Here is an 18423-nt window from a genome sequence, read left to right as displayed (position 1 = left end):
AGGGATTCTCCTTATTCATTCACAACACCTGCGCGAGGCAGAGTATTCGAGGCAGAGGCCGACTGGCGGATAACAACCGTCAGCAGCGTAAGCATCACCGCGCTGATGGCCGCCGGGACGGCAATAATGAAAAACAGGTTATCGAATGAGAAATTCATCGCCATCATCACGCCGCCGGAAAGCGAGCCGACAATCGCGCCGCAGCGTCCCACCGCATTAGACCAGCTGACGCCCGTCGCCCGGCTTTGTGTCGGATAAAGCGTGGCGGTTAACGCATTAAGACCAACCTGAGAACCGCTGATACCAATGCCGGTGCCAAAAATGGCCAGCGCCATCAGCCACAGGCCGTTCTCACTCAGACCAATCATGACGATGCATACCGCGCCCAGCGCATAGCTCACGGCCAGCACGCGGAAAGGATTGTATTTATCCATCAGCACGCCCAGCGCCAGCGCGCCAAGCGTACCGCCAATCTGGAAGGCAGCGGTCACCCAGGAGGCATGCTGCAGATCAATTCCACGGTGGTTTAACAGCGTTGGCATCCAGCTGGAGAGCAGATAAATAATCAGCAAGCTCATAAAGAACACTACCCATAGCATCAGGGTAATGGGCAGCTGTCGCCCGACGAACAGCTGGCGAATGCTGCCTTTAGCAATTGCGGCGCCCTCGTTGAGATAAAAATGGGTATTGTCATAACGTTCCCAGGTGATGGCGCTAACGGTTCTGGCAATCACGTTTTGCGGCAGCTGACGACGAACCTGCCAGCGTGGGGATTCCGGTAGCGCAAACAGCAGGGCCACAAACAGCATCAGCGGTAGAACGCCTCCCAGCACCAGGATGCCGTGCCAGCCAATCACCGGCACCAGCTGCGCGCTGACGATGCCGCCCATTGCCGATCCCAAGGTGAATCCGCAGAACATCATGGTGACCAGTGCCCCACGCCGACGCGCTGGCAGGTATTCAGACGTCATGGTGATGGTATTTGGCATTGCGCCGCCCAGACCTAAACCGGTCAGGAAGCGCAAAATAACCAGCGTTTGTAGATCGGGTGAAAAAGCCGAGATCAGACTTAGCGCACCGAACAATGCCACGCAGAGTTCTATCACTCGTTTGCGGCCAAAACGGTCGGACAGCGGGCCACAGAGCAGCGCGCCAGCGGTCAGCCCCAGCAGACCTGCACCAAACAGCGGTGCCAGATCGCCAGCAGTCAGCTGCCAGTGAGTGCGAATATCGGGTGCGATAAAACCAATCGCCGCGGTATCAAATCCGTCAAGCATGACAACCAGAAAACAGCAGATAATAACGCGCCACTGGGTCTTACCGACGGGGGCGGAATCGATCAGTGCTTGTAGATCACGTTGTTGAGTCATAGTGAATGCCTCAGTGCAGGTAGAGTAGATGTCTGTTTTGTTTTAGGTATGTTGCGACTTTGTATGTTTGGAGATGAAATGTACAATGGCTTTTCATGCAGAGGCATAACCTGGAGGTTATAGCAAATGGCAAACTGGGCGCAGAAACTGAAGTTGCAACACCTGCAAACGCTTATCGCGCTGGGCGAACAGGGAAATCTGACGCACGTCGCCCGGATGATGAATATCACCCAGCCCGCGTTGTCGAAATGGTTATCACAGCTCGAAGATGAGATTGGCATCACGCTCTTTGAACGTCACAGTAAAGGCTTGCGTCCTTCCGAAGGCGGCAAGTTGCTACTGCAGCATGCCCAACGCCTAATCAATGATATGGAACGTTCGCAGTATGAGATCGCCCGTTTTAAGCAAGGCGGCCTTGTAGGGAGTCTGAAGATTGGCTGCTCGCCAGTAGCGACCGACTGTGTTTCTCAGGCAATACTGGGGTTGCTTAAAGAGTTACCAACCCTGCATCTTAATATTGAAGAGAAAGTGATGACCCCGCTGCTGCACGATCTGCTCGCGGGTTCGGTGGATGTCGTCGTCGGTCGCGTCGGTGGCCGGGCGCTTCAGTTGCCGCTCAATTACCAGGTGCTGTATACCGAGCCGGTCTGTTTCGTCGCCCGTCCCGATCATCCCCTGGCAAAATATCCCCTGCTCACCTGGCACGATCTGGCGAACTGGCGCTGGATTGTCTGGCCGACAGGAACCCCTATCCGGATAAGCATTGATAACGCGCTGGTTGATAACGGTGTCATGTTGCCGGAAAACATCATTGAATCGGCATCGATCAACGTCAGCACCAATCTGCTGCAAAGTAGCGACATGATCTCTATTCTTTCTTTGCGTCTGGCACAAAGGTATGCCGCCCAGGGACAGCTGGCTATCCTGAATCTGCCGAAGATTGAACAAAAAGGCAGCGTCGGCGTATTCTGGCGCAACAACGAAACGCCGACTACCGCCCTGAATCGTTTTTTGTATTATCTGGCACAGGTTTAGCGCGGAGAGTTAGGGCCATCGCCCGATGTTCCAGATATCTATTTCCTCTATGCTTAGAATTCATGATGTGATCGGTAGCACGTTTTTAAGTTTAATTGTATGATGAATGAGTCTCGTCAAGGGTTTCAACTATGAGCAAAGCACTGAACGTTATCTGGCAATATTTGCGCGCATTCGTCCTGATTTATGCCTGCCTCTATGCAGGTATTTTTCTTGCATCGCTACTCCCTATCACCATTCCGGGCAGCATTATCGGCATGCTGATCCTATTTGTCTTACTGGCTTTGCAGGTGTTACCGGCAAAATGGGTTAACCCTGGCTGCTACGTGCTGATTCGTTATATGGCCCTGTTGTTTGTCCCGATTGGCGTGGGGATCATGCAGTACTTTGACCTGCTCCGCGCACAATTTGGTCCGGTGGTGGTGTCTTGTACCATCAGTACGCTGGTCGTTTTCCTGGTGGTGAGCTGGAGCTCGCACATTGTGCACGGTGAGCGCAAAATCGTTGGGCAAAAAGAGGCTAAAGCAAAAAAATGATGTCGTATATATGGTGGTCGTTACCTCTTACGCTGGCGGTATTTTTTGGCGCACGTAAGCTGGCAGCTCGCTTTAAAATGCCTTTGCTGAACCCTCTGCTGGTGGCCATGGTGGTAATTATTCCCATTCTGCTGCTGACCGGTATTCCCTATGATCACTATTTCAAAGGCAGCGAAGTGCTGAACGATTTGCTGCAACCTGCCGTGGTTGCGCTGGCCTATCCGTTATACGAACAGTTGCACCAGATTCGCGCCCGCTGGAAATCAATCATTGCTATCTGTTTTGCCGGCAGCGTTGTGGCGATGGTTACAGGTACAACAATCGCCTTGTTGATGGGCGCATCGCCGCAAATTGCCGCGTCAATCATGCCAAAATCGGTCACTACACCTATCGCTATGGCCGTGGGTGGCAGTATTGGCGGTATTCCGGCTATCAGTGCCGTTTGCGTCATTTTTGTCGGCATTCTCGGGGCAGTATTTGGTCATACGTTGCTTAATGCGATGCGTATTCGCACCAAGGCCGCTCGTGGGCTGGCAATGGGCACCGCGTCGCACGCCCTGGGCACCGCACGCTGTGCGGAACTGGACTATCAGGAAGGTGCGTTTAGCTCACTGGCGCTGGTCATTTGCGGCATTATTACCTCGCTGGTAGCCCCGTTCCTGTTCCCGATTATTCTGGCAGTGGTGGGTTAACCTTCATTTTTTAGCTATTTATTTGCGATGCGTTGCACATTTTTCATTTAAGTTTCATAAGTTGCATACACAATGAGATTTGGATCACATATAAAGCCATAACAGGCCCGTAAACTACGATTCCATTACATTGTTATGAGGCATCGCCATGCATCCACGTTTTCAAACTGCTTTTGCCCAACTCGCGGATAACTTGCAATCAGCCCTGGCCCCTGTTCTGGCGGATGCACATTTCCCCGCCATGCTGACTGCTGAGCAGGTCTCTTTGCTGAAACGCGAATCGGGACTGGACGAAGACGCGCTGGCATTCGCTCTGCTGCCGCTGGCTGCGGCCTGCGCACGTACTCCGCTATCCAACTTCAACGTTGGGGCAATTTCTCGCGGCATCAGCGGCAACTGGTACTTCGGTGGGAACATGGAGTTCCTGGGCGCGACCATGCAGCAAACCGTTCATGCTGAGCAAAGCGCCATCAGCCACGCCTGGCTGCGCGGTGAAAAAGGGCTCGCTGCCATCACCGTCAACTACACGCCGTGCGGCCATTGTCGCCAGTTTATGAACGAACTGAACAGCGGACTGGATTTACGTATTCATCTGCCGGGACGTGCACCACACGTGCTGCGCGATTACCTGCCAGATGCCTTCGGCCCGAAAGATCTGGAGATTAAAACGCTGCTGATGGACGATCAGGATCACGGCTTCGCGCTGCAGGGCGATACGTTGACTCAGGCGGCAATCACCGCTGCCAACAGATGCCATATGCCGTACAGCAAATCCCCAAGCGGCGTGGCGCTGGAGTGTAAAGATGGTCGTATTTTTAGCGGCAGCTATGCTGAAAATGCCGCCTTTAACCCGACCCTGCCACCGCTGCAGGGCGCGTTAAACCTGTTGAATCTCAACGGTTATGATTATCCAGATATCCAACGTGCTGTACTTGCTGAAAAAGCCGACGCGCCATTGATTCAGTGGGATGCAACCTCCGCCACGCTGAAAGCACTGGGCTGCGACAATATAGAGCGCGTACTTCTGGGTTAATCGACTCAATAACGCCAGTTCGTAGGCCGGATAAGGTGTTTACACCGCTATCCGGCACTATGCGCAATGCCTAAAATCCCCTCAATCAGACTGCTGTTTCTTGCGCTACGTCTTCCGGTACAGTAGCCTGATTGAAATTCCATCCAAATAACGAGTTTTCTGCATGTTAAAGCGCGTGTTTTACAGCCTGTTAGTCCTGCTAGGCTTGCTGCTTTTGACTGTGCTTGGACTCGATCGCTGGATGAGCTGGAAGACGGCTCCCTACATTTACGACGAACTGCAGGATTTACCCTACCGCCAGGTAGGTGTGGTTCTGGGCACGGCGAAGTATTACCGCACCGGCGTCATCAACCAATATTACCGTTACCGCATTCAGGGCGCATTGAACGCCTATAACAGCGGGAAGGTAAACTATCTGCTGTTAAGCGGCGATAATGCCCAGCAAAGCTACAACGAACCCATGACGATGCGTAAGGATCTGATTGCCGCAGGCGTCGATCCCGCTGACATCGTGCTTGATTACGCAGGGTTCCGGACACTCGACTCCATCGTGCGTACCCGCAAGGTCTTTGATACCAACGATTTCATCATTATTACTCAACGATTCCACTGTGAGCGCGCCTTGTTTATTGCGCTGCATATGGGTATTCAGGCCCAGTGCTACGCCGTACCTTCGCCAAAAGATATGCTCACCGTGCGGGTACGTGAATTTGGCGCCCGTTTTGGCGCACTCGCCGATCTCTACATTTTCAAACGTGAGCCCCGTTTTTTAGGTCCACTGGTGCCCATCCCTACTATGCATCAGGTACCGGACGATGCGCAGGGGTATCCGGCGGTCACGCCTGAACAATTACTCGAATTACAAAAGAAACAAGGAAAATAAGCATGGAAGGAAAAACGATCTTTATCGTTATTGGCGTACTGATGATTGTTCTCTGGACGTGCAGAGAAGGCCTGAAGGGACTACGTTCCGGTATCGTCGAGAAAACAGTGAAAGGTTCGCAGACGCCAATGATCATTTCTCGCGCTAAAGAACCCAGCACTTACTGGAGCTATATCATCGTTTATTTCGGTATGGCCATTGGTGCACTGTTCACTGGTATCTGGTTACTCTTTATCAAATAAAAAAACCGATGCAGAACGCCTCTGCACCGGTTTTATTTTTCTCTTCCCAGATTACTTCTTACGCGCGTACTTCAGTGAGTCCAGCGCGACCGCGAAGATAATAATGCCGCCCTTGATAATATACTGCCAGTATGGGTTCACGCCGATGTAGGTCAAACCGTAGTTGATGACGGTGAAGATAATCACACCGGTCACTACGCCAAACACGGTACCTACCCCGCCGCTGAACGACACGCCGCCAACCACGCACGCCGCAATCGCATCCAGCTCATACATAAAGCCGAGGTTGTTGGTCGCTGAGCCGATACGCCCGGCTTCGAGCAAACCGCCGAAGGCATAAAACACGCCAGACAACGCATAGATAATCAGCAGGTTCAGCGCAACGTTTACCCCGGACACTTTCGCAGCTTCCGGGTTTCCGCCGATGGCGAAAATGTTTTTACCGAAGCGGGTCTTGTTCCACAGCACCCACACAAAAGCCACCGCAATCAGCGCATAGAAAGTGATGTAGGAGAGTCGGAAACTGCCCAGTGCAATAAAGCCCTGCGCAAAGGTTGAGAATCCGCTGTCAAAGCCAGAAATTGGCGATGCGCCGACGAAGTCGTAGTACAGGGAGTTGATCCCGTAAACGATAATCATCGTACCCAGTGTGGTAATAAACGGTGTTACGTTCAGATAAGCAATGATAATACCGTTCACCAGACCGATAATGGCGCCAATCACGCAAACAATCAGCACCACTACAATGATTGGCATCGTCGCCATTTCCGGGAATACCTTGTTGGCATTCTCCATCGACTGCAACAGAGTTGCCGCCACCACTGCCGCCAGGCCAACCTGACGCCCCGCCGACAGGTCGGTCCCTTGGGTAACAATCAGTCCAGCCACACCCAATGCGATAATAATACGCACCGAGGATTGCGTGAGAATATTACTCAGGTTCAGTAAGCTTAAGAAAGTGGGATCCTGGAAAATAATAATCGCCAGCAAAACCAAAAGAACAACGTAAATTCCGCCTTCTTTCAGGTAAGTAAGAAAACTTTTCTTATTTAACGCACTCATGAGGAGCCCCTAATCTTAAAGGTGCAAAGACGCAAGACGGAGGATTTCGTTTTGCGTTGTTGTTTTAGTGTCAACAATTCCAGCAACGAGACCATTGCTCATCACCAGAATACGATCGGTAATACCCAGCAGCTCCGGCATTTCAGAGGAAATAATAATAATCCCCTTATCCTTTTTCGCGAGTTCGGCAATCAACTGATAAATTTCAAATTTCGCGCCAACATCGATTCCACGCGTCGGTTCATCCAGCATCAGAATTTCTGGCTGGGTTAATAACCAACGACCAATAACCACCTTTTGCTGATTACCGCCAGAAAGTGAACCGATTTGCGTACGATGACCCGGTGTTTTTACCCTCATGGAGTCAATTACCCACTGGGTATCACTCTTCATGCGGGAATTATCCAACAGACCAACTTTGTTTTTATAGTTTTGGATATTGGAGATTAACGAGTTAAAACCAATGTCCAGATATGCATAAATACCGGTTGAGCGGCGCTCTTCCGTGACCAGTGCAAAACCATGGTTGATGGCTTCATTTGCACTGTGGTTATTAATTTTTTTGCCGTGTAGCGTAATCGTACCTGATGATTTCTCACGAATACCAAAAAGCGTTTCAACGATATCCGTGCGTTTTGCGCCTACCAGACCTGCAATCCCAAGAATCTCCCCTTTGTGCAAATCAAACGAGATATCACGAATCGACGGCTGGCGCAGCGAGGTCAGGTTACGCACTTGCAGAATAACTTCACCAGGTTTGTTTTCTTTATCCGGAAAACGTTGGTTCAGTGAACGTCCGACCATCATGGCGATGATCTTATCCATATCCAGCCCTTCCAGCGGCTGGGTCGCAATCCACTGACCGTCGCGTAGTACGGTAATTTCATCGCACAGCTGGAAGATTTCTTCCATTTTGTGAGAGATATAAACAATACCGCATCCACGCTCTTTCAGCTTACGGATGATGGTGAACAGATGGTTAACTTCTTTTTCAGTTAACGATGAAGTTGGTTCATCCATGATGACGATTTTGGCGTCATAGGAGAATGCTTTCGCAATTTCAATCATCTGCATTTGTGAAACGGATAATGTACCGACGCGCGCACGCGGATCGATATCAATATCCAGTTCATCAAATATCGCTTTGGTATCGCGGTACATTTTTTCCTGATCGACAAACATGCCTTTGGTGGGATAGCGTCCCAGCCACATGTTGTCCATCACAGAACGTTGTAATACCAGGTTTAATTCCTGGTGTACCATCGAAATACCATTTTCAAGCGCTTCTTTAGCAGAGTGAAAATCGATTTCTTTACCCTGAAATAAAATACTGCCGGAATCTTTTTGATAGATGCCGAAAAGACATTTCAATAATGTTGATTTCCCCGCTCCATTCTCTCCCATTAGGGCGTGAATAGAATGCGGGCGAACTTTTAAATTGACATTATCAAGCGCCTTAACGCCGGGGAAGGACTTGTTGATGCCGGTCATTTCCAACAAGTATTCGCCTGACGACTGAGTATGTGTGCTGACCATAATTATACCTTGTTGGCCTTGCAGAGTGCATTATTAAGGGCGCAATGAAATTGCGCCCACATACGGAGTATTTATTTGTTGGTGAACTCTGCCAGATTATCTTTATCGACACCTACGTACGGAACGCGAACAATCTTGTTCTCAATTTTCCAGTTAGTGCCATCTGCCGCACCTTTGCCGTCAGCCAGGTTTTTCGCCAGATCGAAGGTGGCTTTCGCCTGGTTGTTGGCATCGTTCAGGACGGTACCGGCCATGGCGCCAGATTTCACCAGAGCCAGCGCTTCAGGCAGCGCATCCACACCAAATACCGGTACGCTGGTTTTGTTGTGCGCTTTCAGCGCTTCAACTGCACCCATTGCCATCGCATCATTGTTAGCGATAACCACTTCAATTTTGTTCGCGTTTGGACCAGACATCCACGCATCCATCTTATCTTTCGCCTGAGCGGTATCCCACATTGCAGTATCTAACTGCAGCTGCTCAGTTTTAATGCCCTTGTCGTTCAGCTCTTTAATCACGTAAGTAGTACGCGCTTCAGCATCCGGGTGTCCCGGCTCGCCTTTCAGCAGAACAAACTGAATTTTGCCGTCTTTGTTCAGGTCCCAGTTCGGGTTAGCTGCCCAGTGTTTGGCAATCAAATCACCCTGAATAATGCCGGACTCTTTAGAGTCGGTACCGACGTAATACGCTTTGTCATAGCTGTCCAGCGCTTTACGAGAAGGTTCTTTGTTGAAGAACACGATCGGTACGTTCTGTCCGCGTGCTTTTTCAATGACCGTGCCTGCAGCTGCCGGGTCAACCAGGTTAATCGCCAGTGCTTTAACGCCTTTAGCCAGCAGCACGTCGATCTGATCGTTTTGTTTGGACTGGTCGTTCTGCGAGTCGTTCATCAGCAGCTGTACATCTGGTGCCGCTTTGGCATCTTTTTCAATAGCCTTACGTACTACAGACATAAAGTTATCGTCATACTTATAGATAGTCACACCAATGCGGGTATCAGCAGCGTGCGCAGCCGCGCCTAATAACATGCTTGCCATTACAGCAGACAGGGTCAACACCTTCTTATTCATGGTATCTCCGGTTTTATTATGCAGGGTAGTACTTGAGATAAATGCTCGGCAGGCAGAACGTTACTGAAGTGTTACTGAACGCCGAAGCTCACTTTTAAAAAATATTTCTTCCGTGTCTGGCAACGCTCCAAAAACAGGCTTTAATTTTTGCTTAAGGCACCTATACCTCGATGAAAGTGATTATTCACCGTTACATAGTAGTTACAGCGCAACAAACAGTGTCATCATAGCTATCGCATTGTTAATATACTGTGAATTTACTCACATATTGAAAGCGGTTACATCGCGCAACGTTATGAGTTAGTGATCGGTGCCGCATTCTGCCGCAGCGCTACTGAATGGCGACGCACCAGCGTTGGCATAAAACAATGCGACGCCTGCGGATCCAACGTGCCAGCCGCCCCCTGTAGCGCAAGCTCCGTCGCCATTTTTGCCATTGAAGCAATGGGATAGCGCACAGTGGTTAGCTGCGGATCGGTGTAACGCGCGATGGGAATATCATCGAAGCCAATGATAGAAAGGTGTAATGGAATAGCGATGCCGTTATCTTTTAGCGCGGTCAGCGCGCCGGCTGCCATATTGTCGTTATAAGCGAAGACCGCCGTCAGTTGTAAGTTACGCCCCAGCAGTTCCACCATCGCGGACTCTCCGCCCTGCATATCGGGCGAACCGGTGCCGACCCAGCTTTCTGCCGCAACAATCCCCTGCTCTTTCAGAGCAGTTAACCACCCTTCTTTGCGCATGGCGTCATCTTCAATGCGGTGGCTTGATGCCAGATAACCGATGCGTTGATGACCATTATTTAGCAGCATTCGGGTAGCCATTTTGGCACCGCTGATGTTATCCAGGCAGACGCAACGGTGGGCGTAGCCAGGAACAAGGCGGTTGATCAGTACCATGCCGGGGATTTGATCCATAAACTCGGCCAGTTCCCGATCGCTCAGCGCTTTAGAGTGTACAATCAGCGCGTTACAGCGTTGGCGAATCAACACCTCAATGGCATGACGTTCTTTTTCCGCCTCATGGTAGCTGTTGCCAATCAGGACATACTTCTGATGCTGCTGAGCAACCATATCCACGGCTTTTACCAGCGCGCCAAAAAACGCATCTGATACATCCATGACGACAACACCAATCGTGTCGCTTACCTGCGTCGCCAGCGCTTGTGCGTTGGCATTAGGTCGATAGCCAAGCTGAGTGACTGCCTTCATTACCGCTTCACGCGTATCGGGACTCACCAGCGCACTGTTGTTCAGTACGCGGGAAACGGTCGCTACAGAAACGCCAGACTGCCGTGCCACATCACGAATGGTTACCATATTCACTGCCCTGTTTTAGATTGCGGCTGCCCGCAGACACCCCAGGCTGGGTATTTTGTCAGCACAATGAAACGGACTGCGTGAGTGATGTCACAGGAATGAAAGCGCTTACATCCATTTTGTTAATGAATGTGATCCAGATCGTTATCTGGATGTTCGTGGTAATGATGTCCCCGAAGCACGCAGGGTTAATTGACGCCACAGCCATTCCACCGGGCCCTGCCGGTAGAAACGCAGCCATATGACAGAGAAAAGTAAGTTAATCGCCCAGACCGGGATGACGAAAAGCAGCAGCTCCAGCCGGTCAAATTTCATAAATAAACCGGCCTGATAAAACAACGTGGTGCAGATTAAGGTCTGTAACAGATAGTTGGTTAATGCCATGCGACCCACACAGGCGACGGCAATGACCCATTTTAAGCGACTAAGCTGTGGCCAGAAACCAAACATCAGCGCGGCATAACCAATGGTCTGCAACGGCGCCCCCAGTTCTCGCGGAGCTTGCAACAGGAAGGCACACCAGCGGTAGGCCCAGTCCAGTTGCCACTGGGCGATGATAGCAGGCAGGTTAATCGCCATGCCGATAATAACCAGCAGAACGCCAGTGCGTCGATAATGCTGCAAACTGTACTGCCCTTTTAGCCAGCCGCTACGCATTAATGCCGCGCCGAGCAGCATCATCCCCGCCAGTTGCCAGCCATATTGCGCACCTAACGCCAGCAAGCTATTGGACATCATATCCACGCGATTACTGATTGCTTCCATTCCGCCGTTCACTTTCCAGTATTTTTCATACAGCAACGCTGAAGCATCCGGCGTCCAGGCCCGGCTGGTTTCGCTCCCGGAGATCACACCCAACAGCAGCAATACACCAACGCCCGCCAAATAAAGCACCACGCCGGTGTTAAACAAGCTTTTCACCGACGGCGCATCCCGGATCAGCCGCCAGCAAATCAGGCCGATCAAGCCATATGCCAGCAGGATATCGCCATCCCAGAAGAGTAAACCGTGAATGAATCCCAATAGCACCAGCAACGTAAGCCGCGACTGGATCCAGCGTTTACCACGCGGGAGCAGCATTTGCAGACCAGCACCAAACAGCAGAGCAAACAGGGTAAGGAATTTTACCTGCGCAAAGAGATCGAGCAGCGCCCAGGTCCAGGCGTCAGATAAGGTAATGTCGCCATACCAGGCGGGATTGAGGTATGCCGCCTTCGGCAGGCCAAAGGCGCTAATATTGAGAAGCAGGATACCAAGAATGGCAACGCCACGAATAAAATCCAGCGTGACATTACGCTCCATGGTTCCTGCCCTAATCAGTTGTGATGACGTACTGCGCGCAGGAATTCCTGACGCGTGTTCTGGCTGGACTTAAACAATCCGCCAAGAGAAGTGGTGGTGGTCGCACTGGTCGCATCGCGAATGCCGCGCGCTTTCACACAGTAATGCACCGCATCAATCGATACCGCCACATTATTCGTCCCGAGCAGCGTTTGCAGCGCGGTGAGAATTTGCTGGGTCAGACGTTCCTGTACCTGCGGACGCTGTGCAAAGAACTGCACAATGCGGTTAATCTTCGACAGACCAATGACCGAATCTTTCGGAATATACGCCACCGTCGCTTTGCCATCGATAGTGACAAAGTGGTGTTCGCAGGTGCTGGTCAGCGTGATATCGCGGACCGTGACCATCTCGTCCACCTTCATTTTGTTTTCAATGACGGTGATTTTCGGGAAGTTGGCGTAATCGAGACCAGAGAAAATCTCATCGACATACATTTTCGCAATGCGATGCGGAGTTTCCATCAGACTGTCATCGCTCAAATCGAGATTGAGCAATTGCATAATCTCGGTCATATGGCCAGAGATAAGACGTTTGCGTGTTTCGTTATCCATCTCTTGCACAGGTGGGCGCAGCGGGGTTTCGAGACCACGCGCAACCAGCGCTTCATGAACCAGTGCCGCTTCTTTACTGAGTGATGACATTTCTTCTTCTCCTGCAGGTGGGGCGCCTCTGCCCTGCATGGGGCAAAGTTTTTAGGCTGTGTCACAGCCAGAACATTGTGCGTGAGGCGGCGCACATAATCCAGTATTCACCGTGATAATTATTGAAATTGGCACAGCCTTTCAGCGTCGCTGATTTCACTTGTCTTTCAGCCCGGTGACGTCGAGTGTTAATGTAAAGTTATATAGATGATGAAGTATGTTTGCTCAATGCGGAAGTGAAAGTTACTCACAGTGCTATGAATAATCTGTATTATGATGAGTTCGCAAACACATTCAGGTTCAACACAACAAGGAGCCACGCATGGAAATGCTTGAAGAGCACCGCTGTTTTGAAGGCTGGCAGCAACGCTGGCGTCACGACTCCACCACGTTAAATTGCGCCATGACCTTCAGTATTTTTCTTCCACCACCCCGCGATAACGCTCCGCCTCCGGTGCTGTACTGGCTGTCGGGCCTGACCTGCAATGATGAAAACTTCACCACCAAAGCAGGCGCGCAGCGCATTGCAGCTGAGCTGGGTATTGTTCTCGTGATGCCGGACACCAGCCCGCGCGGCGAGCAGGTTGCCAACGATGATGGCTACGATTTAGGTCAAGGGGCAGGATTTTACCTCAATGCCACCCAGCAGCCGTGGGCAACGCATTTTCGTATGTATGACTATCTGCGTGATGAGCTTCCGGCACTGATTCAGTCGCAGTTTAACGTCAGCGATCGCTGCGCCATCAGCGGACACTCCATGGGCGGCCACGGCGCATTGATTATGGCGCTGAAAAATCCCGGGAGATACACCAGCGTTTCCGCCTTTGCGCCGATCGTAAACCCTTGTCGTGTTCCGTGGGGTGAGAAGGCTTTTAGTGCTTATCTGGGCGAAGATAAAACACAGTGGGCAGAGTGGGATAGCTGCGCGTTGATGCTGGCCAGCAAACCCGCAGACGCGATCCCGACGCTAATCGATCAGGGAGACAGCGATCAGTTTCTTGCCGATCAGTTGCAGCCCGCGGTACTAGCCGAAACTGCCCGTCAGACCGCTTGGCCAATGACGCTACGCATCCAGCCTGGTTACGACCATAGCTATTACTTTATTGCGTCGTTTATTGAGGATCACCTGCGCTTCCACGCCCAGTATTTGCTGAAGTAATCACCAGTAAAGAGTGTTTTCTATTGCCGCGCTGTAGCTCATCTCTTCTGATTGCGGCGCGGATGCTTTACGATTTAGATCGGCCGCCTGTTGGCGTACCTGTAATCGCCCCACGCTCTCACCGCCTTCATGACCTTCGTTAAAATTACGCACTTCAGACTCGAATAAGATTGCATCCAGATGGTGCAACTTATTCAGTGCCCGCAGCAGGGAGATAAGCGTGTCCAGATTGAGGCCGCCGCCTTTCTCAATGCGTTTAATGGTCGCAATGCCCACCTGTGCGCGGTCAGCAAGCTGCTGCTGCGTTAGCGCCAGAGAAATCCGCGTTTCTCTGATGCGAGCGCATAATGACAAGATGATTTCATCATTATTCATGGTGTTATATTTCATGCCGCCCTCCCCGATTCTTTGGCTGAATTTTCCCAAGGCAGCCGTGATACGTTTCACGGTACTTCGCACTCATGTCTTTACCCGTTTCATACATGGCTGCAATCACCTCATCGAGCGAAACACATGGCTCGCTGACACGGCTCATCGCCATCGTTGCGGCATTAATCGCTTTTACGGCCGAAATCGCGTTTCGTTCGACACAGGGAATTTGTACCTGCCCGCCAACCGGATCGCAGGTCAGCCCGAGATGGTGCTCCATGGTGATTTCTGCAGCATTCAACACCTGAGCAACTGACGCTCCCATCAGTTCCGCTAATCCGGCCGCGGCCATCGAACTGGCCACACCGATTTCTCCCTGACACCCGACTTCAGAACCTAAGATAGACGCGTTTTGTTTGAACAGTAGCGCAATGGCGCCAGCAGTGAGGAAAAAGCGGATAACCGATGCGCTATCCAGCTTACAGACAAACTTATCGTACCAACTGAGGACCGCTGGGATGATACCGCAGGCACCATTGGTCGGCGCGGTCACCACTCGCCCTCCAGCGGCGTTTTCCTCGCTGACGGCAATCGCAAACGCATTTACCCAGTTGAGGTTGGTGAGAAAGTCGTTAGCAGAGGGTTTCATTACCAGTAATTTATAGAGCGAGCAGGCCCTGCGCGGAACCTGATACGAGCCAGGCAGTAGTCCTTCAGTATGCAGACCACGATGGACTGCCTGCTGCATTATCGCCCAAACATGCGCGAAATAGTCGTGCAACGCCGCCTGAGAATGCATCTGTAACTCATTTTTCATCATTAACGCCGCAACGGATAATCCATTACGCTGACACTGCGCCTGCAGCTGCGCGGCAGTTTGAAACGCAAAAGGAAATGCGTTTTTTTGCGCGGTTCTCTCGGGCACCGACTCGCCGGGTTTGCGAACCTGGCCGGCGCCGGTTGAAAACCATGTTTCTTCATACAAGGTAAAATAATCATCCCTGGCGCGAAACGTCATCGCGTAGGGATGACCAGAATGCGGTTGTTGATTCGGCTTAATCGCGACCGTCACGGTAACTGAAGGAGAAAGCGTCAGGGTGCCGTCCTGTTCAGCACGTTTAATGAGATCCATCTGTTGGCGTAATTCAACATCATCCGGCTGATTGCCCAACAGCCCCAGATAAAGAGCGATATCAACGTTATGACACTTGCGGCTTAATGAAAGCGCGCCATATAGCTCAACCTCGATCTCTCGCGTTAGCGGTAAGATCTCCTGTAGCTTTAATTGTGAAATGAAGTTAAACGCGGCACGCATTGGCCCTACTGTTCTTGAACTGGAAGGCCCAATGACGACTTTAAAAATATCAATACAACTTTCCATTTTAGACCCATCCCTGTTAGTCAAAATAGAATATACCGCCAGTAGCAACAGACCGTGACGTGTATATCAAAAACGATACCTTTCAGACTTTGTTTATTTATTGGTATAAAAAACAATACTATTTTAGCTTTTTTTTAACATTCACATCTGTGATAAAGCTGGATTCAATCGTCACTCCCCACTATTACAATAACCTCAGTTTACAGGAGTGACAAAATGGCAATTATTTATTTTATTAGTGCAAAAGATACTGAAAAACTTCAGGCATGGCTGCACAATACGTTTTTAAATACCGAGACCAAACAATTTCCGTGCGCACTGGAACAGTTGTCTATAGCCGCATTCAATAAACCGTATTTAAAATTATCAATACCCGATGAAATATTCACCGATGACATATACAAGAAACTAAGGGCTACATCGTTCACTAAGCAATTTGATTTTTTCCTTAAACCACAAAAGATCCCGAAGAACGGAATCATCGCCTTTGACATGGACTCGACGTTTATCGAGGAAGAAGGTGTGGATGAGATAGCCCGCGCGCTAGGCATCAGCGATCGGATAACGGAACTGACACAGCAGGCGATGGAAGGAAAACTGGATTTCAATAGCAGTTTCACCCGACGCATCGGAATGTTAAAAGGGGCGCACATAGATGTCATCAATGCCGTATGCGATCGGATGACGGCCTCTCCCGGCATCACCACCATTTTGCCATTCCTCAAGCAGAAAGGTTTTAAAACAGCAATTATTTCCGGCGGCCTGGATATTTTCACCCACCGCTTACAACAGAAATATCAGCTGGATTATGTATTTTCCAATACTGTTGAAGTCAGGGATGGCATGCTGACTGATAATATTTCCACGCCAATCATGAACTCAGAAAATAAGAAAAAAACATTGGCCGAACTTGCCGACTCTCTGCTGATACATCAGCATAACATTATCGCCTGCGGTGATGGCGCCAACGATATTCCCATGCTCACGTATGCTGGCACAGGTATTGCCTGGCAAGCAAAGCCCGCGGTCAGGGATTTAATTACCAATCAGATTAACTTTCACGGATTCGAGTCGCTTTTGTTCTTTATCGAAAATGGATTATAACCCCACGAGCACTGTCTGAAGGGAAGATCATATGAGCTTGAAATCATTTATATTCAGCCATGCTGATAAGCCGGTTGTAAAAGAAAAAAAAGAGATTGACCATACTTACAAAAAATTCAGGATAGAGATTATTAGCTCGGTTTTTATCTCTTACGCCGTCTTTTATTTAACACGTAAAAACTTCTCAGCCGCCATGCCGGCCATGCTGTCAGATACCGCTCTGACCGCAGAAGATTTTGCCATCATGTCTTCACTGTTTTATATCCTGTATGGCTCAATGAAGTTTGTTGGCGGTATGCTGGTTGATAAAATCAATCCGAAAGCCATGACCGGCCCGGTGCTCATTGGCGTGGGGATCGTTAATATTCTGTTTGGTTTTTCCGACAGCGTTGCCGCGTTTTATGTGTTGTACAGCCTCAATGCTATCCTCCAGGGCACCAGTTTTCCGCCAATGGCAAAAATCATGGCATCCTGGTTTTCCAAGAATGAACGCGGGCGTTGGTGGGCGGTCGTTGAAGCGGCGCATAATATTGGCGGTAGTCTCGCCCCACTGCTGACAAGTTTCGCGATTGTCTGGAGCGGTAGCTGGAAAATGGGTTTTTATGTACCGGGCGCGATCTCCTTGCTGATGGGGGTCATTGCGCTCTTTACAATTAAAGACCGTCCCGGGACCTTAGGTTTGCCTAACGTAGGTGAATGGCGCAAGGATCCAACAGAGCTAGCCCAGGTTAAAGCCAGCCCGGTTAACCTCTCCTTTTGGCAGATTTTCGTTAAATATATTCTAATTAACCCGTTGGTGTGGATTATTATCATTGGCGATATGTCGGTTTATATTGCCCGCACCATCCTCAACGACTGGCCACAAATTTACTATTCTCAGGTACATGGCTGGAGCCTGATTAAAGCCAACTCGATTATCTCGTGGTTTGAAGCCGGAGGACTTGCCGGAGGTTTACTGGCAGGTTACTTATCGGACTTTATGTTCAAAAGTAACCGCTGGATGACAGGATTAATATTCGCATTAATGCTCTGCGTGTGTATTACCTTAATCCCACTGGTTCAGGATACTTCATATACCATTACGGCCATTCTCTTCACCATTATGGGTTTCGCCCTGTACGGCCCGCATATGCTTTTTGCCGTAGGTTGTCTGGACGTCACTCACAAAGATGCGGCGGGATCGATAACCGGCTTCCGAGGATTGTTTAGCTATGTTGGTGCGGCGCTAGCGGGCGTACCGGTGATATTAGTGAAGAACAGTTGGGAGTGGTCTGGAGTCTATCTCTATGCCGTGATCGCTATCCTGTTAACCACCTTGTCACTGGCCTTACTCGCCAAATTCCATCGGTTATAAGTAAGCCATAACAGGACAGCGGTGCAATTGCCGCTGTCCTTCAGCCTGGTTCTTCCAGCATCAAACAAGATTCCCACCCTCTTCATTTCTCCATCATTCCTTCACTTTTTCTCCTTTTTTCTTCCCCCACTATCTTATTGATTAAAAAAGTATTTCACCCCAAACCATATCAAACACAAATGATTTCTATTATCATTTGTGTTTACAAATATTCATACTTTTGTACAATCCCCCCGCTTCTTTACTGAAAAGAGTCCTTAAAAGACAAATACATACAATTGTCATGGCCTTTC

18 protein-coding genes are annotated in these 18423 nt (G+C 50.1%); 9 read left to right on the top strand and 9 right to left on the bottom strand.

All coding sequences use genetic code 11. The annotated features are described in order from the left end of the window. Positions 1-11: 11 nt before the first annotated feature. Complete coding sequence (mhbT, locus tag OGY71_RS13875; protein ID WP_286613416.1) at positions 12-1370, bottom strand: 3-hydroxybenzoate transporter MhbT; 1359 nt, start codon at positions 1368-1370, stop codon at positions 12-14. A 126-nt stretch (positions 1371-1496) separates the two neighbouring features. Here mhbT and OGY71_RS13870 point away from each other — a divergent pair, with 126 nt between their 5' ends. The 6 genes from OGY71_RS13870 to OGY71_RS13845 all read left to right on the top strand — a co-directional run bounded on the left by OGY71_RS13870 (position 1497) and on the right by OGY71_RS13845 (position 5791). Continuing rightward, positions 1497-2405 (top strand): LysR substrate-binding domain-containing protein, encoded by a 909-nt coding sequence (locus OGY71_RS13870; protein WP_286613415.1) that lies wholly within the window; start codon positions 1497-1499, stop codon positions 2403-2405. Positions 2406-2536: 131 nt separating this feature from the next. Continuing rightward, entirely contained in the window at positions 2537-2941 is a 405-nt protein-coding gene (locus OGY71_RS13865; protein ID WP_003834497.1) for a CidA/LrgA family protein, read from the top strand. After that, entirely contained in the window at positions 2938-3633 is a 696-nt protein-coding gene (locus OGY71_RS13860) for a CidB/LrgB family autolysis modulator (protein ID WP_003027380.1), read from the top strand. The genes OGY71_RS13865 and OGY71_RS13860 overlap by 4 nt, the downstream gene beginning before the upstream one ends. 148 nt (positions 3634-3781) lie before the next feature. Further along, positions 3782-4666 carry a cytidine deaminase gene (gene cdd / locus OGY71_RS13855; protein WP_003834500.1) on the top strand — a complete coding sequence of 295 codons (885 nt, stop codon included), beginning with the start codon at positions 3782-3784 and terminating at the stop codon, positions 4664-4666. Between the two features lie 163 nt (positions 4667-4829). Then, positions 4830-5549 (top strand): outer membrane permeability protein SanA, encoded by a 720-nt coding sequence (sanA, locus tag OGY71_RS13850; protein WP_003027383.1) that lies wholly within the window; start codon positions 4830-4832, stop codon positions 5547-5549. A 2-nt stretch (positions 5550-5551) separates the two neighbouring features. Further along, positions 5552-5791, top strand: coding sequence for a DUF2542 family protein (locus OGY71_RS13845; RefSeq protein WP_003834502.1), 240 nt, complete (start codon positions 5552-5554; stop codon positions 5789-5791). A 51-nt stretch (positions 5792-5842) separates the two neighbouring features. On the opposite strand, the gene mglC is transcribed toward OGY71_RS13845, so the two are convergent. The 6 genes from mglC to folE form a co-directional block, all read right to left on the bottom strand. Further along, positions 5843-6853: a galactose/methyl galactoside ABC transporter permease MglC gene (mglC, locus tag OGY71_RS13840; protein WP_003027393.1), complete on the bottom strand. Its 1011-nt coding sequence runs from the start codon at positions 6851-6853 to the stop codon at positions 5843-5845. Between the two features lie 15 nt (positions 6854-6868). Then, positions 6869-8389, bottom strand: coding sequence for a galactose/methyl galactoside ABC transporter ATP-binding protein MglA (gene mglA / locus OGY71_RS13835; RefSeq protein ID WP_003027396.1), 1521 nt, complete (start codon positions 8387-8389; stop codon positions 6869-6871). A gap of 71 nt (positions 8390-8460) precedes the next feature. Beyond that, a complete protein-coding gene (gene mglB / locus OGY71_RS13830; protein ID WP_125112596.1) occupies positions 8461-9459 on the bottom strand; it encodes a galactose/glucose ABC transporter substrate-binding protein MglB in 999 nt (332 codons plus the stop codon). Between the two features lie 293 nt (positions 9460-9752). Next, the gene (galS, locus tag OGY71_RS13825) at positions 9753-10778 is read right to left on the bottom strand and encodes an HTH-type transcriptional regulator GalS (protein ID WP_032943995.1); all 1026 of its coding nucleotides are present in this window, start codon (positions 10776-10778) and stop codon (positions 9753-9755) included. Between the two features lie 144 nt (positions 10779-10922). Further along, a complete protein-coding gene (gene yeiB / locus OGY71_RS13820) occupies positions 10923-12080 on the bottom strand; it encodes a DUF418 domain-containing protein YeiB (protein WP_063940519.1) in 1158 nt (385 codons plus the stop codon). 14 nt (positions 12081-12094) lie between these two features. Next, positions 12095-12763, bottom strand: a complete 669-nt coding sequence (folE, locus tag OGY71_RS13815; protein ID WP_003027410.1) for a GTP cyclohydrolase I FolE — start codon at positions 12761-12763, stop codon at positions 12095-12097. A 322-nt stretch (positions 12764-13085) separates the two neighbouring features. Between folE and fghA the strand changes: the two genes are divergently transcribed. Further along, entirely contained in the window at positions 13086-13922 is an 837-nt protein-coding gene (gene fghA / locus OGY71_RS13810) for an S-formylglutathione hydrolase (RefSeq protein ID WP_003834512.1), read from the top strand. Here fghA and OGY71_RS13805 read toward each other — a convergent pair whose 3' ends face one another. Further along, on the bottom strand, positions 13923-14312 hold the full coding sequence (locus tag OGY71_RS13805; RefSeq protein WP_087878893.1) for a helix-turn-helix domain-containing protein: 390 nt from the start codon (positions 14310-14312) through the stop codon (positions 13923-13925). It lies immediately after the preceding gene. Beyond that, complete coding sequence (locus OGY71_RS13800) at positions 14302-15672, bottom strand: L-serine ammonia-lyase (RefSeq protein ID WP_286613414.1); 1371 nt, start codon at positions 15670-15672, stop codon at positions 14302-14304. Before OGY71_RS13800 ends, OGY71_RS13805 begins: the two co-directional genes overlap by 11 nt. A 216-nt stretch (positions 15673-15888) precedes the next feature. On the opposite strand from OGY71_RS13800, the gene serB reads away from it, so the two are divergent. Both serB and OGY71_RS13790 read left to right on the top strand, forming a co-directional pair. Then, positions 15889-16776 (top strand): phosphoserine phosphatase SerB, encoded by an 888-nt coding sequence (gene serB / locus OGY71_RS13795; protein WP_286613413.1) that lies wholly within the window; start codon positions 15889-15891, stop codon positions 16774-16776. 31 nt (positions 16777-16807) lie between these two features. Then, positions 16808-18130, top strand: coding sequence for an MFS transporter (locus tag OGY71_RS13790; RefSeq protein WP_286613412.1), 1323 nt, complete (start codon positions 16808-16810; stop codon positions 18128-18130). Positions 18131-18423: the final 293 nt, after the last annotated feature.

Origin of the sequence: Citrobacter sp. Cpo109, from assembly GCF_030332565.1 — a bacterium.
In the GTDB taxonomy this organism is placed as follows: Bacteria; Pseudomonadota; Gammaproteobacteria; order Enterobacterales; family Enterobacteriaceae; genus Citrobacter; species Citrobacter portucalensis.
Note: the sequence above shows the minus strand (reverse complement) of the source record. Positions and strands in the feature narration are given on the sequence as shown.